This window comes from Halalkalibacterium ligniniphilum (genome assembly GCF_000334155.1).
GTDB lineage: Bacteria > Bacillota > Bacilli > Bacillales > Bacillaceae_D > Halalkalibacterium > Halalkalibacterium ligniniphilum.
On the sequence record NZ_ANNK01000168.1, the window covers coordinates 1 to 26,262 of the forward strand.

A 26,262-nucleotide genomic window follows, 5' to 3' on the forward strand; every position below is an offset into this window, starting at 1 on the left:
TTTCTCAGTTTTCCATAAATGACTTTTCTTCTGTACTTTGGTATGAATACGATGTGATACTTACAATTCCATCTTGTGTGTGATAAACTATTGTCACTCGACATGAGTAGATCTCCTTTCGTTTTTTAGAAGTTGGTTTGACGGCCATCTTCTATTATAACGATTGGAGATTTTTTCTGTCACTTTACCACTCTAGAAGTTTTATTTTCACACGTGTAGAACACGTGGTTTTAAACCCATATAATAAAAAACCCTGTTTTCACAGGGTTTCCAATTATTCCTTAATGAGAGCAACGACTTCGATTTCCACAAGGACATCTTTTGGTAGACGGGCAACTTCTACACAAGAACGAGCTGGCTTGTGTGCATCAAAGTATTGACCGTACACTTCATTGATCCGCGGAAAGTCATCCATATTTTTAATAAAGACTGTCGCTTTCACGACTGTTTCCAAAGAAGCACCCGCCTCTTTTAATACAGCTTTTAAATTGGCAAAGACTTGATGAGTTTGTTCTTCTACATCCCCTTGAACTAGTTCGCCACCGGCTGTTAATGGAATTTGCCCTGAGCTATAAAATAGATTATTGACAATGATTCCTTGGGAATATGGACCAATTGCTGCAGGTGCGTCATTCGTATGTACTACTTTCATGATTACACATCTCCTTCAGTGTTTGAAAAATTGGGCCCTTCCTAATCATTTAAAGGAAGGGAGCTTCTGACCTTTTTCTTATCGCTTTAGGGAACGAAGCTTCTCTAAGACATTTCCTGGCTCAACATGAATACTTTTTTCTTTTACATTCACTTCCGAAATTCGCGTTAATGAGAGGTAGTCTTCAACAAGACGCTCTTCGGAGCCGCGAGATTCTACAAGAACGCCAATCCCTGCCACATCGGCTTGAAACTCTTCAAGCAAATCCATCATGCCTCGAATCGTTCCACCGGCTTTCATAAAATCATCGACGATAAACACACGGGAACCGATCTCTAAGCTGCGGCGGGCTAGTGTCATTGTCTGAATACGCTTTGAGGAACCGGATACATAATTAATGCTAACGGTTGAGCCTTCCGTTACACGTAGGTCTCGGCGAACGATGCTCACTGGCACATCTAGATATTGACCGACTGCATAAGCGAGCGGAATTCCTTTTGTCGCAACGGTGACAACTGCGTTAATTCCTTTCCCTGCAAGCACGGCTGCAAAAAGACGCCCGACCTCCTGGATAAAACGTGGGTTACCAAGTAAGTCCATCATATATAAATATCCACCTGGTAATATCCGCTCTGGAACCGCTAGCTTTTCACATAGATTTGCAATTAGCCTTTTTGCTTCTTCCTCATCCATCGTCGGGATAAACTTCACGCCACCGCTTGCACCTGGAATCGTCAGGAGTGCGCCCATCCCTTCGCTTTCAAAAATTTCTTTAATAATCGCTAAATCCTCGCTGATGGAAGATTTAGCCGATTGATACCGTTCAGAAAAGTGGGTTAGGGAAATGAGCTCATGCGGATGCTGAAGCAAAAAATAGGTCATATCTACAAGCCGTCCGCTTCGCTTTAACTTCTTCATAATGTCCTCCAAGCAAAAACCGAATATTTACAAATAATATACCATTCTCGTACGTGTTTATTCAAGTATTCGATGAGGAGCTAATGAGGCGAACGGCATAAACATGGCTGCAAAACCCCCGTAGTCCATTGTAAATGCGGTGGACCCGAGATTCTTTTTGGACAAGACCAAATACAGTTGGGCCACTGCCACTCATTAGCACCCCATCCGCACCAAACCGACTCATTTGCTCTTTGATTTTACGAACCTCTGGGTACAAATCTAACGTGACGAACTCTAACCCATTATGAAGATGACGACAGATATCCTGAAAGCTTTGCTCCTCAATTGCACGAATCATCGCTTTTGTATTGCCATGCTCAATCTTCGATACGTCTACCTGTTTATAAATATCGGCTGTAGAAACACCAATAGGCGGCTTGGCTAAAATCACCCAACAAGGAGGCGGTGAAGCAATCGGTTGAATGATTTCACCTCGACCTGTTGCTAGCGCAGTCCCACCATACACGCAGAATGAGACATCTGAGCCTATTTCTGCTCCTAAGTCTGCAAGCTCCTCCGTCGAGAGACCAAGCTTCCAAAGCTGGTTCAGCCCTTTTAATGTTGCAGCTGCATCACTGCTCCCCCCTGCTAAGCCTGCGGAAACAGGAATCCGTTTTGTAATATAAATCGATACACCTTTTTTGATGTGATACCGTTTCTTCAGTAGCAATGCTGCTTGGTAGGCAAGATTCCGCTGATCATTTGGAACAAATCCTTCAGACACATCAACGATAATCTTATCCTCCTCAATTTCTGTTAAATCAATCCGATCAGCCAAATCCACTGTCGTCATAATCATTTCAACTTCATGGAACCCATCCTGGCGCTTATGTAATACGTCAAGAGATAAATTGATCTTAGCTGGGGCTTTAATTGATTGTTTCACTCACTTCACCTTCTATGCTTCCATATGCTTACGCTATTTTATCATTTGTTTGATAAACATACCACAATCGCTAACAGATCACATGCTGCCCATCCTCACAGAGAAGGATATCAAACCTCTATATCAGGATAAAGGTCACGCATACCAACAAACTCTTCAAACGTGAGACGGTTGCTCTCTTTCATGAAAAGCTTGCTTTGAAAAATCACCCCGTGTTTGATTACATTTTATCACTCTTGTGGAAATTTTCACTGCTCCACATAAAAAACGGTATAAAAAACAAACTCACCTATAAAAAAGTGCAAAGCGCCCTCAAAAGCTAAGCTTTTAAGGACGCCTTCTTCTACATATTGTCGCAACGATTGTCTTAGTTAGCGTTGTTCTCGATCAGCTAATTGCTGTTCCGCAAGCTCAATTGCTCGCTTCACCATGTTTCCTGCATCACGGGCCCGGATTCCGCCCCAGCCCTCTTTTTGGACCGTATCATAAAAGCCTAGCTCTTTTGCCAGTTCTTCCTTTAACCGTCCAGACATGATTCCACGCCTTCTGCTCATGACGCAACAACCCCTTTTTGAAAATCAATCGTTTCGACACGTATAGTATGACCGGATACATACGAAATATGGCCTTTTGGATAAACTCCAAAAGGCCAATTTATGTGTAACAATTCAATCATTTACATTTTCAAAAGTGACGTTGCGCCATCATCTTCACAGACCATCAGCTCAACTGTTTCTGTCAGAATATCTGCATAGCTATACGATACTCGTTCAAAAGCATTTTGCTGTTCATCTAATTTAATGATAAACACAGAAGGGTATGTTTCTTCAAGAAGTCCAGAACGCTCCATCGTTTTGCGTCTACCTCCGTTGGCCTTGATCGTAATACGCTTTCCAACATTGGCATCTAGTGCGCGCTTAATTTCCACTAACGTTTTTCCCATATATACACCCCACCTCGCTATGATTGAGTATAGCACGAACAAGCTATTTTGTCAAATAAATTTTAAATTATATCAATTGATTAAGATTGTTGTCAATGATTTAGTTTAAAATTGTTCGTATTTTTTTGAACCCTGCTATCTCTAGCTTAGTTTGTCTTTTTTTAAGAAAAATATGTAGAAAAAACCACTGTATATCTCTTTCAACGAATAAAAATAAGAAACACGCAAAGGGGCTTTTGTAGCTAGATTCTTGAATCCTATGCTTTCTAATAGCGGAAAAGGAGTTAGCCTTCATCAGGCTAACTCCTTGAACCCATTGTTATTCTTGTAAATCTTCGATGGAGTCAATCTCCATGTATGCAGGAACGACTAGACCAATTTTTGCTCCCTCTAAGTTTGCTCCAAGGTCCACAACGTCATCTTGGTAATCTTCATAGTAAGCAGCGTGTGTTCCAGGTAACCAAGCAGCAACCATTGCATCTGCTTCACCATTAGCAACAGCAGCCCACATAAAGCCACCTTCCATTGGATTCATTTCAACAGTGTAGCCAATGCTTTCTAATACTTTTGCAATCATATTTGTTGAAGCTATTTCAGAATCCCAAGCAACAAAAGCAAGTGAAATGGTTTCCCCGTCAACTGTACCAACACCGTCTGTCCACTCTGCAACTTTGTCTTGGTTATTTTCAACCCACTCTGCAGCTGCCTCTTCAGGCTCTTTTCCTTCATAAATTTCTACCATAATTTCACCCATGTCCTCTTCAGTCCAATAAAAATTATCAAGGACTTGATATGCTTCTGGCATATCCTCTTCTAAACCAAGACGTGCAATCGTATGAATGTCCTCAGCCGCTCCAAATACACCTTCTGGATCTTCAAGGTATTTCAAATCATACTTTGCGAACTTCCAGTGGGGGTTCCATCCTGTCACAACAATCGCTTCTTCATTTTCGTACGCTTCATTCAGCGCACTTGTCATCGCTGCATCTGAACTAGATTGTAGCGTGTAATTGTCTAGCCCATAAACTTCAAGAGCTTCTTCAGCGGCAGCCATAATCCCTGCACCAGCATCAATACCAGTGATCGTATAACCAAGCTCTTCCCCAACATTAGCTGCTGCCTCTGTCTCTTCCGTGCCGTTTGTTTCTGTGACCTCATCTTGCGTCTCTTCTGCTCCACATGCTGCAAGGAAAACAGTAAGTGCCATTCCTGATACGACGTACTTTAAGCTTTTTTTCATGCTTGACCTCTCCTTTTTTAATTGTTTTTATTTAAGAAAACGTTTCGAACCTTAGGGGCTCTGCATTCTCTCCCCCGTTATGACGAAACCCTTTTCTCTCGATTAAGGCTTTGTGTAATGCGGTCCAAAATGATCGCTAAGATAACAATAACGATTCCCGCTTCAAATCCACTTCCCACATTGTTTTGGCCAAGTGCATAGTATACCTCTCGCCCTAAACCGCCTGCTCCAATCATGGCAGCAATAACGACCATTGATAACGCAAGCATAATGCTTTGATTCACCCCTGCCATAATCGTCCCTTTAGCCATTGGGAGCTCCACTTTAAAGAGCTTTTGTCCTTTCGTTGACCCGAAGGCATCTGCAGCTTCTATAAGCTCAGTCGAAACTTGGCGAATTCCAAGATTGGTTAAACGAACGGTTGGAGGCATGGCAAAAATAACGGAAGCCACAACCCCTGGCACCATACCGATACCAAAAAAGGCCACGGCAGGAATTAAATAAACAAAGGCAGGCATCGTCTGCATGAAATCAAGAATTGGCTTTAAAATCGCTTGTACTACGTTATTTTTCGCCATCCAAATTCCAAGAGGCACCCCAAAGAGGATGGAAATCAATCCACTTGTTAGGACGAGGGATAAGGTTAAGAGCATATCCTGCCAATATCCGAGGTTTTCAATAAGAAAAAGACCAACTAATACAAAAACCGTTAAACCCCATTTGCTTCGATTTAAATAGAAGGTAAGGGCTGCGATCAAGAGAATCAATAGCCAAGAAGGGAAGAATGCCAAGGTCACACCTATGGTATCAACGATCCAGGCAATGACATTACGAATGGAGCTAAAAAGAAAGCTTGCTCCGGTCAACCAATCGACAAATGCGTCGATCCAATCAGCGAGTGGAAGCTGTGGTATAGAACTCATCGAAATCCACCTCACTTCCTGATAAGGCTCCAAGCACGGCCCCTCTTACAATAATACCTTTTAGCTTTCCATCATCGACAACAGCCAACGGCACTGCACTTGTAGACACCGTCTCAAGCAAATCATGCAACGGAGTTTCTAGCTCAACACGAGGGACATTCTCGTCAACAATGCTTGCAACACTATCTTTGTTTTCTTTAATAAGCTGTGAAACTTGATGCGCATGGATCATTCCTACAAGCTCTTTATTCCGTTTCGTTACAAAAATACTTGATAATCCAGCATCCTTCATTCGTTGAAGGGCGACGCGTGGTCCATCCTTTTCAATTTGAATCGTCTCTGGTCGAATCATGACGTTTTGCGCCGTAAAAACCTTTGAACGGTCCACATCTTCAATAAATTTTTCCACATAATGATCCTTCGGTTTTGTTAAAATTTCTTCAGGCGTCCCTACTTGCACAATTGCCCCGTCCTTCATAATCATGATCCGGTCACCAATACGCAGGGCCTCGTCTAAATCATGGGTAATAAAAACAATCGTTTTTTGCATGGATTGCTGTAAATCCAATAGTTCATCCTGCATATCTTTTCGAATCAATGGGTCAAGGGCTGAGAAGGCTTCATCCATTAAAAGCACGTCTGGGTCATTTGCTAACGCTCTTGCAAGACCTACCCGCTGCTGCATTCCCCCAGATAACTCGCTAGGATATTTTTCTTCATATCCTTTTAAACCGACAAGCTCTAAGGAAGACACTGCCTTTTCTCGTCGTTTGTCTTTGGCAATTCCCTGAACTTCAAGCCCATATTCCACGTTCTCTACAACATTGCGGTTAGGAAAAAGTCCAAATTTTTGGAACACCATCCCCATTTTTTTTCGTCTTACTTCGCGAAGCTTCTTCTCATCCATCCTCGCTAAATCTTCACCATCAATCCAGACACTACCAGACGTTGGGTCAATCAATCGATTTAAAAGACGAACCAATGTTGATTTCCCACTACCGGAAAGACCCATAATCACGAAGATCTCTCCATTTTTCACATCAAATGAAGCTTGATTAACCCCCACGGTCATTCCTGTTTCTTTCAAAATCTCATCTTTACTTCTTTGTTCAGCCAATAAAGCAAGAGCTCGCTTTGGCCGTTTCCCAAAAACTTTTGTAAGTCCTTCTACTTTAATTTTGGACACTGACTAATCCACCTCTTTGTCACTCTGTGTAACAACCTGACTTTACAACTATATCGTTCTTCTCATTTATCAGCAATTTCTGTATTCTATATATATCGTACTTATTATACGTACAGATTAAACTGTACAAAATTATCACATGGTATCCTTATAATTCCTCCATATTGCTTCAAAATTGTAAGCAAGCAAGCCTTTTGGAGGATCAAGGTAATTTGGTAAACTTTGAATAGCAACGTGTTGACTGAAGGGAGAGGCATAGCTTTGATAAACAGTGAATATAAAAAAGAGTGGCAAAAGCTCGAACAAGCAAGAGAGCAGTTTATAAATGAAATGTCGAACAATATTTATTTATATGGGCTCAGCCCGTCTGCAGGCAGGCTGTACGGCACGGTCTTATTTTCAGATCACCCCATGACCCTTGATGAAATGAGCCAATCACTTGGAATGAGTAAAACAAGTATGAGCACAGGCATCCGCTCCTTACTTGATGCAAACATGGTTGAACGCGTGTGGCAAAAAGGAGTACGAAAAGATTTATACAAAACCGAAGAGGATTGGTACAAATCTTTCTCCACCGTGTTTATTAAGCGTTGGAGAAGTTCAGTCGATAATAACTTACTTGCGGTAAAACAAATGCGAAGCACACTTCAAGAATTAGCTGAAACCGACAATGATGATTTACAGGCGACTATTGAAAGCGATTTTGCTAAGCTTGAGCATGCAGAAAAATATTATCATTGGCTCGGGGAAGTAATCCGCTTGTTTGAGAGCGGAGAAATCTACAAGCTTGTGCCAAGAAAGGATTAGAAAAGCTTGGTTTCCGCCAGAATACCGAAAAAAAGCGCAGGCTCTATATTCCTACGCTTTCCCCAGCCAGAGACGACATATCGGAGGAAGCCTTAGCTTTTCTTAGCTCCCGAACTCCTTTCTGTCTCACCCTTAATAAAGGTTTATCAAGAAAAACAACCTTGTTTTTCCTCCTCTCTTTATGACAGGGGGGAGAAAAGCTTGGTTTCCGCCAGAATACCGAAAAAAAGCGCAGGCTCTATATTCCTACGCTTTCCCCAGCCAGAGACGACACATCTTCTACACACAGCAAAAAACCTGTCACGGACTCACGACAGGTTTTCTTCTTTTTCTTCTGTTGTTATGGGCATACCGCGCCTCATGAGCCCTTTTGTTTCAATGCCACCAAGACCATTTTCACCCGTTATCGTATTTCGTAATACTTCCCACAAGCCGACCCGTTCCATAAAAGAGGTCATGCTTACCTTTGAAGCAATATAAACAGGATCAAGGGCATGGATATTCACACGTTTAGGAGAGCTTGCGAAATTGGCTCCAGCCTTAATTAACGTCTCAAAATGAGATTGGCATGCCCCGGCAAAAATAACAAGCTCATCTCTGTGAGGCTTATATTTCCTAGCGATTCGCACACATTCGGCAAAATATTTCGTATGGCGATACGCTTTCATTTCCTTTTTATCACCGCGAGATTTTAAGTACGCATCATGACCAGTTACCACAATAATATCTGGCTGTACCATTTCAATCAATGAACCAATTTGTTGGGGCATTTCCTTTTCCGTAAGGTGGACGCCATATACAGGTACACCAAGCTTTTCATACACTTCCGTACACTTCCGTAAATAAAGACGATCTCCATCAATATGCAAGACTCTGCCACGCATCTCGAAGTAAGATGCCTTTGTGGCATAGCCAGATGTCGCTTCATATTCACTGCGTTGCTTCATCAAACTATAGTCTTGACGAAAAAGGCGATAACAATTTTCTTCTTTTTCTTGCGCTAGCCTTCTCCGCTCACTGCGCTCTTTTTCATTGATCACAACAAGGTCATCAAATGGCGCATCTGCACATAGTCGCATCTCTTCACCAATAAGCTGCACAGCGTCACGTTCTATGGAGACAACACGAAAGAGCAAATCGCAATGATAAGAGGGCCTTGCAACGATATCTCCTACATTTAGCTTCAACGGAAATACCTCCTCCCCCCTTAGCCTATGTAGGGAAGAAGAGGAACGTTCCTATCGCTCCTGGACACTTTCTAGCGCATCACATAAACGGGCATACTCTTCAATCGTTAATGTTTCACCCCGGCGATTTGGGTCAATGCCCGCTTGTTCTAAGGCCGCTTCCACAACCGCTTTGTTGTCCTTACCCATAAGATTATGAATGAGATTATTTAATAAGGTCTTTCGACGATTGGCAAAGCTCGCCCGAATGATCTCGAAAAAATAGCGCTCATTTCTTACTTTTACAGGGGGCTCCTCCCGTAATGTCAACTTTAGCACAGCAGAGTCCACATTAGGTTGCGGTACAAATACCGTTTTCGGAACTGTAAGCACCTTTTCGGCTTTTGCGTAATATTGCGCAGCAATAGACAAGGATCCGTACTCCTTCGTCCCAGGTTTTGCAGCAATACGTTCTGCTACCTCCGCTTGAATCATGACAACAATCCCTCGGATCGGCAAGCGCTCCTCCAATAACTTCATGAGAATAGGTGTTGTCACATAGTACGGTAAATTCGCCACAACCATTACATCCTGACCGTCTTCAAAATACTGACTCATGACTTGACGAACATCCGCCTTTAGGACGTCAGAGTGAACAATCGTTGCATGGGGGTACGGTGATAACGTATCAGCCAATACAGGAAGTAGGCGCTGATCAATTTCAAAAGCAACGACCTTCTTCACCTGTTTTGCTAGCTGTTCGGTAAGCGCCCCGATTCCAGGACCAATTTCAATGGCACCTGATTCTGGCGACAATTCTGCTACATCGACAATATTGCGCAAAACATTTGTATCAATTAAAAAATTCTGCCCTAAGCTTTTTTTGAACGTGAAATTATACTTCTTCAAAATTTCCTTCGTCCGATTTGGGGTCGCAATGTCTTTAGTCATGCTGCTCCTCCTCTAACACTTGGCCGATGGCTTGCCCGAACTCAGCTTTACTTATTTGAAACATTTGCAGCCGTTTGTGGAGTGTTTTCCCATTCGCATAGCCAATGTTTAATCGCTCCCCTAGTCGCTCCCGCCTTTTCTTTGCCATTGGACCAGCAACTAAGCCCACAGCTTGCAAATCAAGCCATGTGATGGTTTCCTCTGTTTGTATCATTTCCTGTTGCACATGCTTTAACGCTTCACGGATTGCTTCTGGAGATGCATTTTCAACCCCAAGGTCATCTCCCTTTTTCGAGATGGCTTCACGTTTTGGTAAAAAAGCATGTTTACAGCCTGGCACACGCTCACTGACGATCCGACGAATCCGTTCACCAGGGTAATCAGGATCGGTTAAGATAATCACCCCACGCCGTTCTTGAGCAAGGGCAATCCGTTTTATCACCTCTTCATTCACCGCAGAGCCGTTCGTTTCAATTGTATCCGCATCAACCGCCCGTTGGATCGCAATCGTATCGTCACGACCCTCCACAACGATAATCTCCCTAACCTTCATGCGTTCCTCCTTAAAACCTTTCGCGAGCAAGCTCGCCACATATGGAATGGAAACAAACTTGCAATGAATCTAAGCACCACTTCATTAAGGTGGTGTGAGAGACACTCTTCTTGTTTCGCCATCCTCTGCAAGCTCCGCCCCTTTACCTGGGCAAAAGCTTAGCGCCTACCAGATACCTTCAAATCGAGCATTTATTTATCGTTTTTCCTTATCTTAATCGAAGATTGCAAATCGGCGGGCGTTTCTAGTTTTTCTTACTCCCCTTCGACCAGCTCTCTACGAAAAAAACAGCGACACTTTTCTGATTCCTCTATTGTAGCGTTTTTTTAAACACAAGAAAAGCACAGCGCAAAAAATGCCCTGTGCTCTGAGCTCTGGTTTAATTTAGAATGGTGATTTTAACCGTTCTTCGTCCCCAACGCTGAGCTTCAGCCTTTGTTGGCATGTGAAGATCAATTTTGTGGCCACGGATCGCACCACCTGTATCACCAGCAATCGCCGTTCCATACCCTTCGACGTGGACACGAGTGCCAAGCGGAATGACACTTGGGTCGACTGCGATGACCTTCGCATGACGATTATTATTTAAATTAATTCCTGTAGCTGTGATCCCGCTGCAGCCAGCGCAATTGGCTGTATATGCGGTTGCGGTAACGCTCAATGTTCTTCCACTTGGTGTACTCGATGAGCTTGCAGCGCTAGCACTACGAGAAACATTGGTAGCAGCCGGTCGTGTCCCAACTGCGACGACACGGTCTTCACTTTCCCTGACCGTTTCTGTTTTTACAAGCTCGCGGGAAACTTCTTTCCCATCTTCTAGCGTCACTTCATAGTGCTTCTCAACACGGCCTTCTTTTCCAGAATCAATGACTTTTTCTTTGCCACTTTCAAGCTTGTCATCTTTACGAGTCACTGTTGCAAAAGCAACAGATTCTTCCACTACATCGGTGACTTTTTCTACCCGAATGACTCGAATATCTGTTTGTTCATCGATCCGCGCATCCAATTCAGGTTCAACGCGGTCAAGCTCGCCCAATTCTAAATCTTCTCTCTCTAAAAAGTCAGCGACAGTAGTCGAAGTTGTCCATACTTCACGTTTTTTACCATCACTTATGAGCTCAACTTGAAAAGCAGATTCATAGACTAGATTCATCTCATCTGTAATAGCTGTTGTTAGGCTAGGTTGAAGATAATCTTTCTCCGTATGTGCAATCTCTAACTCTTTTATTAGTTCTTCTACATTGTTTGCTGTTGTCCACACTGTTCGCTCTTCTCCGTCTATCTTGACAAAGATTTGCTTCGCAGGCTTCCAAGCAATCGTCATATTCCCTATAATCTCGGAATCTAAGGCAGGTTCAATCAGATCATGATTTTGGACATCCCACGCTTGCTCTTCCATAAGCTCCCCAACAGTTGAAGCATGTGTTTGCACGACCACTTCTTCTTCACCTTCTAAGGCGACGGTGACTGTTGCCTTCGTTGTCTCGTACACCGCATAACCGATGATGGCGGCAAAAAGAATGAGGCTCATGAGAGAGATGACGAACTTCTTTCCAGGACGAGGTCCGGAAACAAGTTTGCGTATGTTCACTTCCATGTCATGGATTCCTCCTTCGTAACGACCGAATTATATCCATAGCACCTCCCATTTGTCAACTCATTCATTTGTTACTTTCTTCCGCAGTGTCCTTATTATCCATAAATTTTAGCGGAAAGAAAATAAAAACTTCTCGACACGTTCAATCTATGTAAAGGCCTAGTCCTGTAGAACGGATACGAATGCCTAAATTTTTATACACATCTCGTCAACAAGCGACATACTCCCTTATCGATTTATGCCAAAACATTTTTTTGCATTTTCAGTCGTTTTTTTAGCAAGCTCTTCATAGCTTATTTCTTTCAGCGCCGCAATTTCTTCAGCTACAAGCTTTACGTACGCCGGTTCATTTCGTTTTCCTCTGTACGGGTGGGGCGCAAGATATGGACAGTCTGTTTCGATAAGCAAGCGTTCAAGTGGAACCGCCTTTGCCACTTCCTTAGGACGCTTTGCATTTTTAAACGTAACTGGCCCACCTAGGGAAATGTAAAAATTCATTTTTAAACATTCCGTGGCGATTTCCACGCTCCCGCCAAAGCAATGCATAATGCCTCCTACCTCTTTTGCATCTTCCTCTTTTAAGAGATCGACGATGTCTTGATCGGCCTCACGGTTATGAATAATGATTGGCAAGTTCACCTTTTTCGCAAGTCTGATTTGCTTGCGGAACACTTCTTTTTGAACATCCTTGGGCGACTTCTCCCAATAATAATCTAAACCCATTTCTCCTAAGGCAACAACTTTGGGATGTGTGGCTAGCTCCTCAAGCCAAGCAAGATGATCGTCAGTCATATCGATCGCTTCAACAGGATGCCAACCCACCGCTGCATAAAGAAAATCATAGGATTCGGCGAGATGCAAGGCCCCTTTAATGGTTTTTTCATCAAATCCAACAACGACCATCCCTTCCACACCAGCTTGCTGTGCACGCTCAATCACATCTTTTACATCACCTTCAAATTGATCTGCATTTAAATGGACATGGGTGTCAAATAACATCTCAAGGCCTCCAACTTTCTATTTTGCTTGTACTTTACTAAACAACAAGATGAAAAAGCAAGTTGTAACATCTATTTAATATTTCAGAATAACGAAGGGGCTGGGACAAAAGAGTTTTTATTGATGAGACATCCGAACGTCATGATCGCTGCTGCATAGCATTTACTTCGGAAATATACTTCGCTAAGGTTATGCATTGTTCTCATTTTCAATCATACACGTTCGTTATGTCCCAGCCCTTTTATCGTTTTATTTTACTTGTGCACCATTCGGTAAGCTACCATCAATTGTAGCAAGCTGAAGCTTTTTCCCTTTTGAACCCGCTAAAATCATACCTTGAGACAGCTCTCCACGAAGCTTCACAGGCTTTAGGTTTGTCACACAAATTACTTTTTTTCCGACTAATTCTTCTGGAGAATAATATTTTGCAATACCTGAAACCACTTGTCGCTTTTCATAGCCTAGGTCGAGCTGAATTTTAAGCAACCGATCGGCGCCTTCCACAGGCTCAGCCTTTATGACTTCTGCTACCCGAAGCTCCACTTTTGAAAAATCGTCAATCGTAATCTCATCAACTTCAGGCACGTCATCCTTTTGTTCTTCTTTCACCGTCGTTTTGCCCATCAACCCTTTAATATGGGCAATTTCCTCTCCCGCTTCAAGGCGTGGAAAAATTGGTTCTCCCTTTTCAACTTTTGTTCCGCCAGGGATTTGCCCAAAAGCACGGAGGGATTCCCATGTAGTGATACGCTCATCTAGTCCCAGCTGAGCCCACATTCGCTTCGGCGTCTCGGTCAGAAACGGTTGAATGAGAATGGAAACGTAGCGAAGTGATTCCGCAAGATGATACATACAGGCCTCAAGCTGTTCCCGTTTTGCCGCATCCTTTGCCAGCAGCCATGGCTGCGTTTCATCAATGTACTTATTGGTCCGACTCACAAGTTGCCAAATCGCCGTAAGTGCTACAGAAAACTCCATCTCTTCCATAGCATTCTCTACTTTTTCAACCGTTGCCTGAACAAGATCGACCAAGTCACGATCAAACGGCGTTCCATCCTTTATATACGCTGGAAGGGTACCATCAAAATATTTATTAATCATCGCTACTGTACGGTTTAGCAGATTGCCCAGATCATTCGCAAGGTCATAATTCACCCGTTCCACAAAGGCTTCAGGTGTAAAGACCCCATCTGATCCAAATGGAACTTCACGCAATAAATAATAGCGAAGGGCATCAAGTCCATATCGATCAATTAAAGGTACAGGATCGACCACATTCCCTTTTGATTTTGACATTTTTCCATCCTTCATCAGAAGCCATCCATGCCCAAAAACTTTTTTCGGCAAAGGCAAATCAAGAGCCATTAACATAATCGGCCAGTAAATTGTATGAAAGCGAACAATTTCCTTTCCAACTAAATGAACATCTGCAGGCCAATATTTTTGGTATTTTTCATCATTTTCTTGTCCATAGCCAAGTGCCGTAATGTAGTTTGAAAGCGCGTCAATCCACACATAAACGACATGCTTTGGATTGCTCGGTACTTGAACCCCCCACGTAAAGGACGTTCTTGAGACCGCCAAGTCTTCTAGCCCCGGTTTAATAAAATTGTTAATCATTTCATTTTTTCGCGATTCAGGCTGAATAAACTCTGGGTTTTCTTCATAAAATTTCAGCAGCCGATCTGCATACTTGCTCATTCGGAAGAAATAAGACTGTTCCCGAACCTTTTCAACAGGATGCCCACTATCAGGACTCTTTCCACCAATGATCGCACCTTTTTCATTATAGATAGGGTCGACCAATTGTCTTTCCGCATAAAAGGTTTCATCAGGAATGGAGTACCAGCCCTCATATTCATCAAGGTAAATATCGCCTTGCTCTAACAAGCGTTCAAAAATTTGTGCCACAACCTCTTTATGCCGGTCCTCTGTCGTCCGAATAAAATCATCGTACGAAATATCGAGTTTTTTCCACAAATCCTGAATTCCTCTTACTATCCCGTCAACGAATTCCTGTGGTGTTTGGCCCTTCGCTGCTGCTTTTTGTTCAATTTTTTGTCCATGCTCATCTGTCCCTGTTAAGTACATGACATCGTAGCCTCGTAAACGTTTATAACGGGCCATCGCGTCCCCTGCCACCGTTGTATAAGCATGACCAATATGAAGCTTATCGCTCGGGTAATAAATCGGTGTTGTTAAGTAAAAGGTCTTTTTTGACACAGTACATCCTCCTCGTATAGGTTTTGTTGGTGTGCTGACGAGTCCTTTGTCCATACAAAAAAGCCCTCGTCCGCCTCGGGACGAAAGCTGTTGCTCACGTGGTACCACCCAATCTTCCCTTTCGCTTCACAACGAAAGGCTCATGAAGTCTGTGACTTCGTCTGATAACGCCAGCTACGTCACTCCCTTATGCATCAGATCGCACTCGAAAGCGAATTCCTCCAGGACCATCTTCCAGCCATCCTCCTATACCGGTTTTCAGCTCCCCCGGCTCTCTACACAGTAACCTGCTAAAAGGCACCTGACTGTACTCATCCCTTCATTGGACATTGTCTATTCTTTCACACTAATTAAGCATGTATACCCAAAATATACCGAAGGGCAACGTAAAATGTCAAGGACGGTCATAAACGGTTGCAAACGGTGTTTTTTCCTTCTTTAGCTTTCCTGTTTCACTTAAGCGGTCAAGCTCTTGCTTTAAAGCAGAAACCTCCCAGCGCTTCCCAGATTTTTTGCTAATTTCGTCCACATGCTTCATGACATTCATCTCGCCCAACGGCAAGAATGAATCGAGGGCTTGAAGGAGCTCATCATCTCCCTTTGACTGCATATCTTTGAGCTCATCAAATGGATTCATCGTATGAGGACTTGTTGAATGGGCCAAGCGGATGCGCAGCGCCATCGTCCGTCCCATAATGGCAGAGGATACAAACACATCCCCTGACCGTAAATAAGGAAGCCGTTTGCCTTCTTCATGGGTCAAATCCGTCTCTTCTTTTATCGTTTGGATGTCGGTACCGCGAACGGTACGGAAAACAAATTTGGTATTGAGCTGCGCTGTAATGGTCTCATCAAGCAGGGTCGGTCGCTGTGTTGCAAAAATTAAAAAGACACCATACTTCCGACCTTCTTGGGCAATTTCTTTCAGGACAGATTTAGCGGGGGCATCATAGCCCTTTGGCGCAAAATTATGCGCCTCATCTGTGACAACCATAAAAGGAGGAAAAAATTCACCTTGCTCCTGCTGCAGCTTCGCATCCTTATAGCTGCGCCGTTTATTATAAAGCGCACCAACAACATAGCTTGAGAACACCTGTAACAGCCAGACCGCTCCTTGGACAACAACGAGCTTGCCTTGCTGAAGGCCTTGTTCGATCGCACGAATGTTTTGCTGAAACAGCCCGGCCTGCTGAAGACGGTACAGTCGCCACTGAATCCCCTTCACGGAGGCAAGAGGCAAGCTTCCATATTGATCAAGCAGCTTTTTATACGTACTATACCGCTCGATCTCATCCCGGGACATACCTCCATCATGAAGCATGGCCTCTACCTTTTGCTTGCCAAGCTCAAGGGCATCCCCAAGGTTACCAACCCTGTCACTAAACGATTGATAGCTATCTTTTCGTTTGTGGATCGTCTGAATGACATTTACCATTGACTCTGAAAGTGAGGACGCTGCTTGCAGGAGACGTTCCACATCACGAGTGGATAACGCCGAAAAATCAACACCAACATCACGACCAATTTGTACGACATGGTATTTTTCCACGTACGACGGGACTGAGTCCTGTCCTTCCGCCTTTTTTGCAAAGCTCATTTCAAAATGGGGGTCAAATACGAGCGTTGGAATCTCCAACTTCATTAACTCTTCAAGCATGACACGAAGCCCGAAGGATTTTCCCGATCCCGATCCACCAAAAACGCCGATATGGGGATACTGCTGCATCGCTCGAATATCAAAAATAAATGGAACCCCTTTTTGACTACGAATCTGCCCTTGTTCCTGTAGCTTCATTAATCCTTGTAGATTTTCTGGTAGCGAATTGGAAATAAAATCAGTTGCTTTCACTTCACCGATGACTAGACCATCATTAGGGCTCACTTTCACGAGCAGTTCTTCAATCTCATGAAATTCAGGGTGCCTGACAATGACACCCGTTTGAATCGGCTGAATCGCCTCTTCAAATAAACGTACTTTGGCAAGGTGGATCGTATCGGCACCAATATCATAGCCAAGCTGCTCTAATGTCTGTAGCACTTGATGATCGACTAAGCCCTTATCAAAGCCCATTGGGATATAACGGTTATAGGAAAACGTTTCAACAACCTCACCCTTCGGAAAATCTAGGCTGCGATCTTCAAGAACGACCATTTCGTTCATACGGAACTTATGATGCTTTGAGGCAACATATACCTCATGCTGTGTTGTAATCCCAACAACTTGCAAGACTTTTCCCTCCTTTAATACAATCGTTCCTGCCGTTTTCGGACAAAGAAGCGTTGCTTCATCTCTGGATCAACATATTGTTCAACAAGGGCATCGACAAGCTTGTCGGTGATCCGCACATCCTTGTCAATCACATCAAGCCAAAGAGGAATCCCTCGCCCTTCTTCTGGTGTTAAGGTATAAAGAAAATCAGCCACCAAGTTCATGTCTTTTGCTTGTTCCTCTAGCATATCAAAGCCTGTAATGGCAGGACTAGACCCGGCACGCATCCATACAGAGCGCAAGCCCGCCTTTTGCTGAATGTCCTCAACGTAAATCGTTTCTCCTTTATTTAAGACCCCAAAAAGAAAATCGCGATCATAATGAGAAGGACGTTTCAAAAATTGGGAAAAAGGGGAAAGACTAACAAGGTTTTGTGTCGTTATCTCCTCTGAGATACCCACAAGGAGAACCCCTTTTTCCAAAGCAAGGCTGCGCAGGGTTTCCCATTGATCAGGGGCATCAATGCGATAGTGATAAAGAGCCCCATCCATTAACAAAATCGCCACATTTGTTTTTGTGATCAGTTCAGTCGCCGCTTGTAATTCTAGCTTTGATAGGAGGTGGGCTCTCCATTTCACAGGCTCAACTTTTTCCTCCCCTTCGACCTTTTCATCTAATAGGGGCGTGTATACATCTGTTTTTACGCACGTTGTCCCTTGAAGTGTTTTCGCAAGTGCTTGAAAGAAATAAAGGACATGAGGGGGGTCACCTTTTGTTTGATTGACCGAGCCATCCACAGCGCCAACTTCGCGCCCAGCAAGCCATGAAGACAAGGTTTGATTACCCCAACGCTCCATTTGTCGAAAGACTCCGTTGGATTCTGTCAGTTTTTGTCGAATGATATCCCTGGTTTTTGTCGAATGATCGTATTTTTGGCGAATTTTCTCGTCAGCTTTTTTAATTTTATCGATGAGTTCTGGATCAATCTCAAGCATTTTTTCAACACCTTTCAGCTTGTACACCTTATTAAACTATTAATTTTGCGTAATAGTAAAATACTTCTAATTCATTTCGATAAAAAAATAATTGACTTGTTTTGGAAACATTGGTATTCTTAGTTCATAGAGAAAAAAATGTCGAATTATGACGCATATAATAAAATGACGAAAATAGAAGAGGAGAATTGTTCAAATGAAATCTACAGGTATTGTTCGTAAAGTTGATGAATTAGGCCGTGTCGTTATTCCGATTGAGCTTCGTCGTACACTTGATATTGCAGAAAAGGACGCTCTTGAAATTTATGTTGATAATGATCGCATTATCCTTAAAAAGTACAAGCCTAACATGACATGCCAAGTTACAGGTGAAGTATCTGACGACAACCTATCCATTGCTGGTGGAAAAATCATCTTAAGCCCACAAGGTGCACAAGAGATTTTGAGAGACCTTCAAGAATATGTGAGCCGTACAACTCAATCTTAATTCACCTTTTGTAAAAAAGAAAGACTCTTGCCAATTACGGCAGAGTCTCTTTTTTTGCCTTCATTTATAAAAGCAATCCTCTAATCCCCTTGATGATATGCTTGATACACGTCACGCTTTGGGAGGTTTCGATCCTGTGCAACTTGCTTGATCGCTTCCTTTGGCTTCATTCCTAAGATAAGGTAATGCTCAACATGCTGTTCAAGTGTCATAGGGTTCCACCATGTCTGCTCGTCTTTCCCTTCCTCTGTGCTTCCTTCAACGACCAGACAAAATTCTCCCTTAATTGTGCCGGCTTCCATCCAATCAAGGGCCTCCTCTAATGTCCCTCTTTGAAATTCCTCAAACTTCTTCGTTAGTTCTCGGCTAATGCAAATAAGCCGATTACCAAATACCTCATGCATGAGGCGCAAGGTTTCTTTTAAACGGTGAGGGGCCTCATAAAAAAGAAGCGTTGACGGTTGATCACGTAATTGCTCCAGAGCTTCACGCTTTTGCTTTTTCTGTCTTGGTAAAAAACCAAAAAATGAAAATGAGTCGGTCGGTAATCCAGAGGCAATCAATGCTGTTAATGCAGCATTCGCTCCAGGCAAAGGGATGACAGGTAGGTCTGCTTCAATTGCCGCTTGGACAAGCTCAAAGCCCGGGTCGGAAATCGCCGGCATTCCTGCATCGCTTACAAGTGCAACTGTCGCCCCGTCCTTTACTAAATCAATTAAACCTCGCCCACTTGCTTCTTTATTATGCTCATGGTAACTGACAAGCTTCGTTTCAATGTCGAAATGGTTGAAAAGCTTTCGCGTTTGCCTTGTATCCTCTGCCGCAACAAGGTCCGCTTCTTTCAATATACGAATCGCTCGAAAGGTCATATCCTCCAGGTTGCCAATCGGGGTTGGGACAAGGTAAAGAGCACCTTGTCTTTCTTCAGCTTGAAAACTGGCTTGTTTCTTCATCATTAACTCCTTTTTCAGCGACAAACTGTTCTTTTTGGCGTCGCGACAGCCTTTTAAATGCATGCTCCGCCTGTAATGCCTCTGTTTTTGTCTCATAGGAACAGGCGTAAACAAGGTGAAAAGGTCCTCTCCCACGCGTATACTTTGCCCCTTTTCCCGCTGCATGCATCGACAGCCGTCTCTCAATGTCTGTTGTATAGCCTGTATACCAGCTGCCATCCTTGCATTCAAGCACATACATATAATAATTCATCGTCCTTCATATACCTTTCTAAATTCCTCAGTATATACACCCTCATTATTGTAAACCATTAAAGGCGGCAAACAAATGAGCCCTGGTTTACTGGCTTTTATCCCCTCGAGAAGAACAATGTTTGCATCCTTCCCTTGCTTTGGATGGATGAATTGAACTCGCTTTGGTTCAATTTTATAATGTCGCATAAGTGTCATCATGCTAGCGAGACGCTCTGGTCGATGCACAAGTGCAACCTTCCCTTTATCCTTCACAAGCTGGCTGCTGACACGAATCACATCCTCTAGCGTACAATACATTTCATGCCGGGCAATTGCTAAATGGAGGTTTTGATTTTTTTCCTTTTCTGTCACTGTTTCAAAATAAGGGGGGTTGCATGTAACCACATCATACGTGATGCCTTTAATGGAATTTGGCAAAGCATTCAAGTCACTATGGACAAAGGAGATCTGTTCTGTTTTTTTATTTAATAAGGCATTGCGCTCCGCCATGTCATACAAACGTTCTTGAATTTCAACCCCAATAATGCTCGCCTTGGAACGCTCAGAGAGAATCAACGGAATAATGCCATTGCCCGAACAGAGGTCAAGCATTGCTCCTTTTTGAATCGGGACATGAACAAAACGAGCGAGAAGTACTGCATCGATAGAGAACGAAAATACGTGAGGACTTTGAATCACTTTCAATTTTCCTCCAGCAACATAATCTACTCGTTCATCGGTATGTAATTGAATCGTCACCTCATAACGCCTCCATTCCTCTCATTTATTTTCACAAAAAGGGCCTTTCCACTTCAGGAAAGACCGCTTATACCTTGAGGATAGCTATCTGATTATTTTTGATTCAGAAAAGAGAGGCAGAACAGACAATCGTCACCATCAGAACGAATACTGCCGTAATGGGTATTGCATATATGGAACCCTTCCTGATACAATCTGGCAAGGTTGTCATAGCCCTCGCCAATAACTGGCTTTTGCTTCAGTTCTACCGATTTATCTTCTTGCTTTTCTTTTGGAGCTTCCAAGCGCTCACGCAGATGCTCATTTTCAATGGTTAGAAAATGATTTTCTTCAATTAAATAAGCAAGCTGCTCCTTCAATCCACCTAATTCACGATGGAGTTCACCGATTCGTTCCTCAAGCTGACTTACTTGTGTAAAGATTGCCTTCTTGTTCACGGGCCTTCCACCTCATCATTCTGTGGCTTCAGTAGGAACCGCGCCTCTTTCCATGAGTTCCTCAAGTGAAAATTCAAGTACACGCTCACCTTCGAACAATTCAACTTGAACCAAGCGCTCTAGCATATTCAACCCAACAACCTTCCCTTTTCCATGAGGCGTATCCATCATTTTTCCAAGGTCAGGCAACTCTTGCTTTGCAGACTCGTACATGTCATTTTCATATTTCAAACAACACATAAGCCGTCCGCACAGCCCTGATATCTTGGCCGGATTTAATGAAAGGTTTTGATCTTTCGCCATTTTAATCGAAACAGGTTCAAAGTCTCCTAAAAACGACGAACAGCAGAGCACCCGCCCACATGGTCCGATTCCACCGAGCATTTTTGCTTCATCACGGACACCGATCTGCCGAAGTTCAATTCTCGTCCGAAACACAGAAGCAAGGTCTTTTACAAGTTCACGGAAGTCAATTCGTCCATCAGCCGTAAAGTAAAAAAGCACCTTGTTCCGATCAAACGTATATTCAACATCAACGAGTTTCATCTCGAGTGCATGCTCAGCTATTTTCTCCACACACACACGATACGCTTTTTTCGCCGCTTCTTTGTTTTCCTCAACCGTAAGCTTGTCTTTTTGTGTTGCCACACGAATCACTTGCTTTAATGGTAAGACGACGTCATGTTCACCAACGGTTTTTCTTTCTATAACAACATTCCCGAATTCCACCCCTCGGGATGTTTCAACGATAACAGCTTCCCCTTTTGGTAAATCAAATTCACCAGGAGAAAAATAATAAATTTTGCCCGCTTTTTTAAACCGGACGCCTACTACATGATGCAACCGTCTATCCCTCCTGTAATCTGAGCATCAGTTTTTCCATCAACAATTGCGGATGAACATTGGCACTCAGATATCGCTTTGCTTCCATAATCGCAGACATCGACTCGCTTATTCTGCTTTGTGAGCTAGAAAGCACCTGTTGTGATAGTGTCTCTTTCTGATCTAGGTACGTGAGCGCATCATCTTTCCCTACTTGTGTATATAAAAGGTCTCGATACCATAGGAGGAGTAAATCAAGGCCAAGCTCCTGCTCTTTTCTCTCTTTAAAGTGAGGAAACCACTTTTCTTGGAGTGTAAACATCACTTGATTTTGTCGTGAATGGAGCTCTTCTACCAATTGTATCACTACGTTCCTTGCTTGTGCAATCCACTCCCCTTCTGCCAAGCCCATCGCTTCCTCATAACTTGTTGTCAAACTTGATAAAAGGGAGGAAATCGGCAAAGAAATCCCCTCATTTGTCAAAATTTTGATAAACGCTTCGCGTGGAAGGGGTGAAAAGGTAAGAATCTGGCTACGGGACAAAACTGTTGAGAGCATATGTTGCACTTGCTCTGTCAATAAAAGAGCAAGCGTCGGCGCCCCTGGTTCCTCTAAAAATTTTAACAGACTATTGGCAGCACTTGCTGTCATTTTGTCGGCTTGATCGATTAAATAGACTTTTTTTGACGACTCAACGCCTCGGTATGTAAATTCCTTTTGCAGATGTTCAACCTGCTGCTTTTTAATCGATTGCCCGTCTGGTTCAATCAAGTGAAGATCAGGGTGGTTGCCATGATCAATTCTTTTACAGTCTGGACAGATTTGACATGGTTCGACCCCTTCTTTCTTCCCACAAAAAAAGCTCTTCGCAAGCTGAAGAGCTACACGTTTTTTTCCTGTGCCCCGGCTCCCCTCAAACAGGTAAGCATGAGCAAGTCGCTCCTTTTTTAAACTACTTGTCAGCATCTGGACTACGTAAGGCTGGGTTTGAGCGAGTTCCTTCCAACTCATGGAGGAATCCCCCCTATCTAAAATTGTTCAAACTGTTCTACTGGTAAAACAAAAACCGTTGCACCACCGACTTGAACTTCCACAGGATACGGCACATATGAATCTGCATTACCACCCATTGGCGAAATGGGAGCGACAAGCTGATCGCGGCTCTTACAATTGTCTTTAATCATTTTCATGATATCTTCAACATGTTCATCCTCTGTACCAATGAGGAATGTCGTGTTGCCAGCTTTTAAAAAGCCTCCTGTACTTGCAAGCTTTGTCGCACGGTAGTCTGCTTTTACGAGAGCATCTGCCAAACGATTGCTATCTTTATCTTGTACAACCGCAATAATCAGTTTCATATGAATCGCTCCTTTTCCCCTCAGTTTAAAAGTCACACCGTCGCTCAAGGACGTTCATCGCCGCTTCAAACACCTTTTCAATCGGCTGATTCGCATCGATGACCACCACTCGATCGGGGTATGTATCGACAACTCTTTGATAACCTTGTTTTACTTTATTATGAAATGCGATCGTCTCTAGATCAAGACGATTTCGCTCCCGATCTCCGTCCGCATTAATTCGCAAAAGTCCCACTTCTGGGTCAATGTCAAAAAGCAGAGTGACATCTGGAAAATATCCTTCAATTGCAAATTCATTGATGGCAAGAATGTCCTCAAATCCAATTCCTCTTGCATTTCCTTGATAAGCAAGACTGCTGTCAATAAATCGATCACACAGGACCACTTTTCCTTTTTCAAGCGCTGGCAACACTTTCTCGACAAGATGCTGGCGCCTTGCTGCTGCATAGAGAAGCGCTTCCGTTCGACGATCCATTTCCACATGATTCACGTCGAGAATCACAGAACGGATTTTTTCGGCGATGGGAATCCCACCTGGCTCTCTTGTCCGTACAACATCAATTCCCCGTGATGCAAGCTCCTTTTCAATGCGGTCAAGAACCGATGTCTTCCCAGCTCCCTCTCCACCTTCTACCGTAATAAACCAACCTCGTGTCATGACTACTGTTCCTCCAACTCAAAAACTAAAATCCCTCGGTCTTGCTGTTGAGAGTGATCCTGAAATCGCGCACCCGCTCTTACAAGCCTCTTATATTGGACAATCATCTGTTCAGTGATTTCTTCACCTGCAGTGATAAGGGGGACACCTGGCGGATATGGAATGACCGCCTCTGCGGCAATTTTCCCCTGTGCGGATGAGAACGGAACACGCTTTGTCGCATACCGGTTCATTTTATCATATGTAAGAAGCAATGGAGAGTGCGTGGGACCCGTAAGCGTAGAAATTACAGGCTTTGAAAAGCGACTGCTTTCATTCGCTAGAGCCATAGCGGCTTTTTTAATCCGTTCCACAAGAGACACCTTATGATGTAATCGCGACAAACCGAAGATAAAAAGGACGTGAGAGGTATCAGCTAGCTCAGGAAACACACCGACCTGTTCCAGCTTTTCCTGAAACGCAAAGCCCGTTGCTCCATTTACCTGTAAAATCACTTTTAAGGGATCGATCGTACATTCAGCATTCCCGCGAATGACGTTTAAATTCGGTACATCGCTAAGAGCCGTGCACACGTCTTCAATCTCATTCATGATCAAGTATGCTTCTTTCTTCGACAAACCTTCCAAAAACCCTCTTGCCAAATCGAGAGATGCAAGAATTGGATAGGATGGACTGCTTGATTGCAAAACCGTTAACTGTTCTTTTATTCGTTGAGCAACTGTATCAGAAACGTTCGTTGACAAATGTAAATACGATCCCATCGTCATTGCTGGCAGCGTTTTATGTGCGGATTGAACGGTTACATCAGCTCCTTGAGTAAGAGCCGTTTCAGGGAAAGGTGGACCAAACGAGAAATGAGCACCGTGCGCTTCATCGACAAGAACGAGCAGGTTCCTTTCATGAGCGAGATCAATAAGCGGCTTGATAGGCTTGGCATAGCCATAGTAGCTTGGGTAGGTCAAAATAAGCACCTTTGCTTCTGGGTAATCTTCAAGCGCCCGCTCCACTGTCGATTCAGCAATTCCCACAGGCAGCCCTGTATGTTCGTCATAGTCTGGTGAAAGAAACACAGGTCGCACATTCGCCATTTTTATTCCGTTTAAAACCGATTTATGGCTGTTCCGTTGCACAAGAACAATATCGCCAGGGGCACACGTCCCAAGAATCATTCCAAGATTTCCAACGGTTGTACCTCCCACTAAAAAATGACTTTCCTTCGCACCAAAAAAGACAGCAGCGAGGTTTTGGGCTTCTTTTATTGGTCCGGTTGGATCGTGAAGATCATCCAACCCACTAAGCTCCGTTACGTCGTAACGAAGGAGCGCCGCAAAATCAGCTTGTCCTTCCTGATGAAAAATTTGGCCATGTTTATGACCAGGCACATGGAGTGAGACTGGATCTTTTTCTACAAAATCCTTAATCCGTTCAAATAATGGCAGTCTTGTCCTTTCTTTCATCATTGTTCTGCGTCTCCTTTTTTCTTTATTATAACGAATAAAACTCGTTCTTTATGCTTTTCATGTATTTAAATGAAAAACTCGACTGCTATTCTATGAAAAAAGTAGACGTTACAGAATTCACTTATAAACCTAGTGAACTACCCGCCACCTACGCTCCGCTTAAAGGCGGGGGATTCTTTCTGGATAATGTAAAAAATGATGCGGAAGGACGCTTCCCACATAGATGCAAAAAAAGTGCAACCTTCAATGAAGCTCTGTCCTCTTTTCCACAGTAAAAAAGAGTAAGTCAGCCCGCACGCTTGAACTTACCCTCCACTCCCATTCGCTCCAAGTATTGAGAGATTGCGTAACTTTTTTACATAAAATAGATAGGCTGCATCGTCAATCTCCGTTTGTACGATCTCTCGTTCGCAGGTTTCACAGATAAAGGACGTACCGAGCTGCATTCCCGATGGCTTCTGTTGTTCACAGACAAGACAGATGTTGTACACCACTACTAGTTCCGTCTTCGGATCACTCACCCTATCACCTCCACTATCATTCTTGTCAATTCCTATTTGAAATATTCCCGATGCTCCTTTATTATTGCTTCATTCATGAATAAAGCCTTTCTTATTTTCCCTGTTACTAGATTTTTTTCCTCCTTTATGGTAGGATAAAAGGAACATAACACATTCACTTCGCTTTCTAGGGTTCCGCAGTTACTGGTCTGGTCCAAGAGAAAGCACATAGCCTTAAGCTATGCACACGGAGGGACAAAAGCCCGGGAGATATCAATGGATATTTCTCGGGCTTTTTCATAT

General features: G+C 43.4%; 29 protein-coding genes and 1 riboswitch. Of the genes, 2 read left to right on the forward strand and 27 right to left on the reverse strand.

The window, feature by feature from the left end; genetic code table 11:
* The 9 genes from BLT_RS23510 to BLT_RS0120245 form a co-directional block, all read right to left on the reverse strand.
* The coding region (locus tag BLT_RS23510; protein WP_201764281.1) for a transposase at window positions 1-104 on the reverse strand (104 nt) is incomplete at its 3' end.
* A 170-nt stretch (window positions 105-274) separates the two neighbouring features.
* Entirely contained in the window at window positions 275-655 is a 381-nt protein-coding gene (ridA, locus tag BLT_RS0120200) for a 2-iminobutanoate/2-iminopropanoate deaminase (protein ID WP_026105217.1), read from the reverse strand.
* A gap of 75 nt (window positions 656-730) precedes the next feature.
* On the reverse strand, window positions 731-1,570 hold the full coding sequence (gene purR / locus BLT_RS0120205; RefSeq protein WP_017729511.1) for a pur operon repressor: 840 nt from the start codon (window positions 1,568-1,570) through the stop codon (window positions 731-733).
* 61 nt (window positions 1,571-1,631) lie between these two features.
* Window positions 1,632-2,498 (reverse strand): 4-(cytidine 5'-diphospho)-2-C-methyl-D-erythritol kinase, encoded by an 867-nt coding sequence (gene ispE / locus BLT_RS0120210; protein ID WP_017729512.1) that lies wholly within the window; start codon window positions 2,496-2,498, stop codon window positions 1,632-1,634.
* Between the two features lie 371 nt (window positions 2,499-2,869).
* Window positions 2,870-3,052: a small, acid-soluble spore protein, alpha/beta type gene (locus BLT_RS0120215; protein WP_017729513.1), complete on the reverse strand. Its 183-nt coding sequence runs from the start codon at window positions 3,050-3,052 to the stop codon at window positions 2,870-2,872.
* A gap of 122 nt (window positions 3,053-3,174) precedes the next feature.
* Window positions 3,175-3,441 carry a biofilm formation stimulator Veg gene (veg, locus tag BLT_RS0120225; protein ID WP_017729515.1) on the reverse strand — a complete coding sequence of 89 codons (267 nt, stop codon included), beginning with the start codon at window positions 3,439-3,441 and terminating at the stop codon, window positions 3,175-3,177.
* A 319-nt stretch (window positions 3,442-3,760) separates the two neighbouring features.
* Window positions 3,761-4,681, reverse strand: a complete 921-nt coding sequence (locus BLT_RS0120235) for a glycine betaine ABC transporter substrate-binding protein (RefSeq protein WP_017729517.1) — start codon at window positions 4,679-4,681, stop codon at window positions 3,761-3,763.
* A gap of 77 nt (window positions 4,682-4,758) precedes the next feature.
* Window positions 4,759-5,604, reverse strand: a complete 846-nt coding sequence (locus tag BLT_RS0120240) for an ABC transporter permease (protein WP_017729518.1) — start codon at window positions 5,602-5,604, stop codon at window positions 4,759-4,761.
* A complete protein-coding gene (locus BLT_RS0120245; RefSeq protein ID WP_017729519.1) occupies window positions 5,573-6,790 on the reverse strand; it encodes a quaternary amine ABC transporter ATP-binding protein in 1,218 nt (405 codons plus the stop codon). The genes BLT_RS0120240 and BLT_RS0120245 overlap by 32 nt, the downstream gene beginning before the upstream one ends.
* Window positions 6,791-7,051: 261 nt before the next feature.
* Between BLT_RS0120245 and BLT_RS0120250 the strand changes: the two genes are divergently transcribed.
* Complete coding sequence (locus tag BLT_RS0120250; protein ID WP_017729520.1) at window positions 7,052-7,597, forward strand: hypothetical protein; 546 nt, start codon at window positions 7,052-7,054, stop codon at window positions 7,595-7,597.
* Between the two features lie 308 nt (window positions 7,598-7,905).
* Here BLT_RS0120250 and yabG read toward each other — a convergent pair whose 3' ends face one another.
* The 8 genes from yabG to BLT_RS0120290 all read right to left on the reverse strand — a co-directional run bounded on the left by yabG (window position 7,906) and on the right by BLT_RS0120290 (window position 18,290).
* A complete protein-coding gene (yabG, locus tag BLT_RS0120255) occupies window positions 7,906-8,784 on the reverse strand; it encodes a sporulation peptidase YabG (protein ID WP_017729521.1) in 879 nt (292 codons plus the stop codon).
* A gap of 51 nt (window positions 8,785-8,835) precedes the next feature.
* Window positions 8,836-9,714 carry a 16S rRNA (adenine(1518)-N(6)/adenine(1519)-N(6))-dimethyltransferase RsmA gene (gene rsmA, locus BLT_RS0120260; RefSeq protein WP_017729522.1) on the reverse strand — a complete coding sequence of 293 codons (879 nt, stop codon included), beginning with the start codon at window positions 9,712-9,714 and terminating at the stop codon, window positions 8,836-8,838.
* Window positions 9,707-10,267, reverse strand: a complete 561-nt coding sequence (gene rnmV, locus BLT_RS0120265) for a ribonuclease M5 (RefSeq protein WP_017729523.1) — start codon at window positions 10,265-10,267, stop codon at window positions 9,707-9,709. The genes rsmA and rnmV overlap by 8 nt, the downstream gene beginning before the upstream one ends.
* Before the next feature lie 379 nt (window positions 10,268-10,646).
* A complete protein-coding gene (locus BLT_RS0120270; protein WP_017729524.1) occupies window positions 10,647-11,864 on the reverse strand; it encodes a G5 and 3D domain-containing protein in 1,218 nt (405 codons plus the stop codon).
* A gap of 228 nt (window positions 11,865-12,092) precedes the next feature.
* Entirely contained in the window at window positions 12,093-12,863 is a 771-nt protein-coding gene (locus tag BLT_RS0120275) for a TatD family hydrolase (protein WP_017729525.1), read from the reverse strand.
* Window positions 12,864-13,112: 249 nt separating this feature from the next.
* Window positions 13,113-15,140, reverse strand: a complete 2,028-nt coding sequence (metG, locus tag BLT_RS0120280; protein WP_051045276.1) for a methionine--tRNA ligase — start codon at window positions 15,138-15,140, stop codon at window positions 13,113-13,115.
* 340 nt (window positions 15,141-15,480) lie between these two features.
* A complete protein-coding gene (locus BLT_RS0120285; protein WP_017729527.1) occupies window positions 15,481-17,313 on the reverse strand; it encodes an ATP-binding protein in 1,833 nt (610 codons plus the stop codon).
* A gap of 14 nt (window positions 17,314-17,327) precedes the next feature.
* Entirely contained in the window at window positions 17,328-18,290 is a 963-nt protein-coding gene (locus tag BLT_RS0120290; protein WP_017729528.1) for a DNA double-strand break repair nuclease NurA, read from the reverse strand.
* Between the two features lie 196 nt (window positions 18,291-18,486).
* Between BLT_RS0120290 and BLT_RS0120295 the strand changes: the two genes are divergently transcribed.
* Window positions 18,487-18,777, forward strand: a complete 291-nt coding sequence (locus BLT_RS0120295; protein WP_017729529.1) for an AbrB/MazE/SpoVT family DNA-binding domain-containing protein — start codon at window positions 18,487-18,489, stop codon at window positions 18,775-18,777.
* Window positions 18,778-18,857: 80 nt separating this feature from the next.
* Here the strand turns inward: BLT_RS0120295 and rsmI are convergent, their stop codons facing one another.
* The 10 genes from rsmI to BLT_RS0120345 form a co-directional block, all read right to left on the reverse strand.
* The gene (rsmI, locus tag BLT_RS0120300) at window positions 18,858-19,730 is read right to left on the reverse strand and encodes a 16S rRNA (cytidine(1402)-2'-O)-methyltransferase (protein ID WP_017729530.1); all 873 of its coding nucleotides are present in this window, start codon (window positions 19,728-19,730) and stop codon (window positions 18,858-18,860) included.
* A complete protein-coding gene (locus tag BLT_RS0120305) occupies window positions 19,702-19,983 on the reverse strand; it encodes a GIY-YIG nuclease family protein (protein WP_017729531.1) in 282 nt (93 codons plus the stop codon). Before BLT_RS0120305 ends, rsmI begins: the two co-directional genes overlap by 29 nt.
* Window positions 19,980-20,723: a tRNA1(Val) (adenine(37)-N6)-methyltransferase gene (locus BLT_RS0120310; RefSeq protein ID WP_017729532.1), complete on the reverse strand. Its 744-nt coding sequence runs from the start codon at window positions 20,721-20,723 to the stop codon at window positions 19,980-19,982. Before BLT_RS0120310 ends, BLT_RS0120305 begins: the two co-directional genes overlap by 4 nt.
* A gap of 92 nt (window positions 20,724-20,815) precedes the next feature.
* Entirely contained in the window at window positions 20,816-21,160 is a 345-nt protein-coding gene (gene yabA / locus BLT_RS0120315; protein WP_017729533.1) for a DNA replication initiation control protein YabA, read from the reverse strand.
* 15 nt (window positions 21,161-21,175) lie between these two features.
* Complete coding sequence (locus BLT_RS0120320; RefSeq protein WP_017729534.1) at window positions 21,176-22,003, reverse strand: PSP1 domain-containing protein; 828 nt, start codon at window positions 22,001-22,003, stop codon at window positions 21,176-21,178.
* 4 nt (window positions 22,004-22,007) lie between these two features.
* Window positions 22,008-22,994 (reverse strand): DNA polymerase III subunit delta', encoded by a 987-nt coding sequence (holB, locus tag BLT_RS0120325; RefSeq protein ID WP_017729535.1) that lies wholly within the window; start codon window positions 22,992-22,994, stop codon window positions 22,008-22,010.
* A 17-nt stretch (window positions 22,995-23,011) separates the two neighbouring features.
* Window positions 23,012-23,341: a cyclic-di-AMP receptor gene (locus tag BLT_RS0120330; protein ID WP_017729536.1), complete on the reverse strand. Its 330-nt coding sequence runs from the start codon at window positions 23,339-23,341 to the stop codon at window positions 23,012-23,014.
* A gap of 25 nt (window positions 23,342-23,366) precedes the next feature.
* A complete protein-coding gene (gene tmk / locus BLT_RS0120335) occupies window positions 23,367-23,999 on the reverse strand; it encodes a dTMP kinase (RefSeq protein ID WP_017729537.1) in 633 nt (210 codons plus the stop codon).
* 2 nt (window positions 24,000-24,001) lie between these two features.
* Window positions 24,002-25,459, reverse strand: a complete 1,458-nt coding sequence (locus BLT_RS0120340; protein WP_017729538.1) for an aminotransferase class I/II-fold pyridoxal phosphate-dependent enzyme — start codon at window positions 25,457-25,459, stop codon at window positions 24,002-24,004.
* Between the two features lie 305 nt (window positions 25,460-25,764).
* Window positions 25,765-25,980 (reverse strand): sigma factor G inhibitor Gin, encoded by a 216-nt coding sequence (locus BLT_RS0120345; protein ID WP_017729539.1) that lies wholly within the window; start codon window positions 25,978-25,980, stop codon window positions 25,765-25,767.
* A gap of 155 nt (window positions 25,981-26,135) precedes the next feature.
* A riboswitch (guanidine-I (ykkC/yxkD leader) is annotated at window positions 26,136-26,231 on the forward strand.
* Window positions 26,232-26,262: the final 31 nt, after the last annotated feature.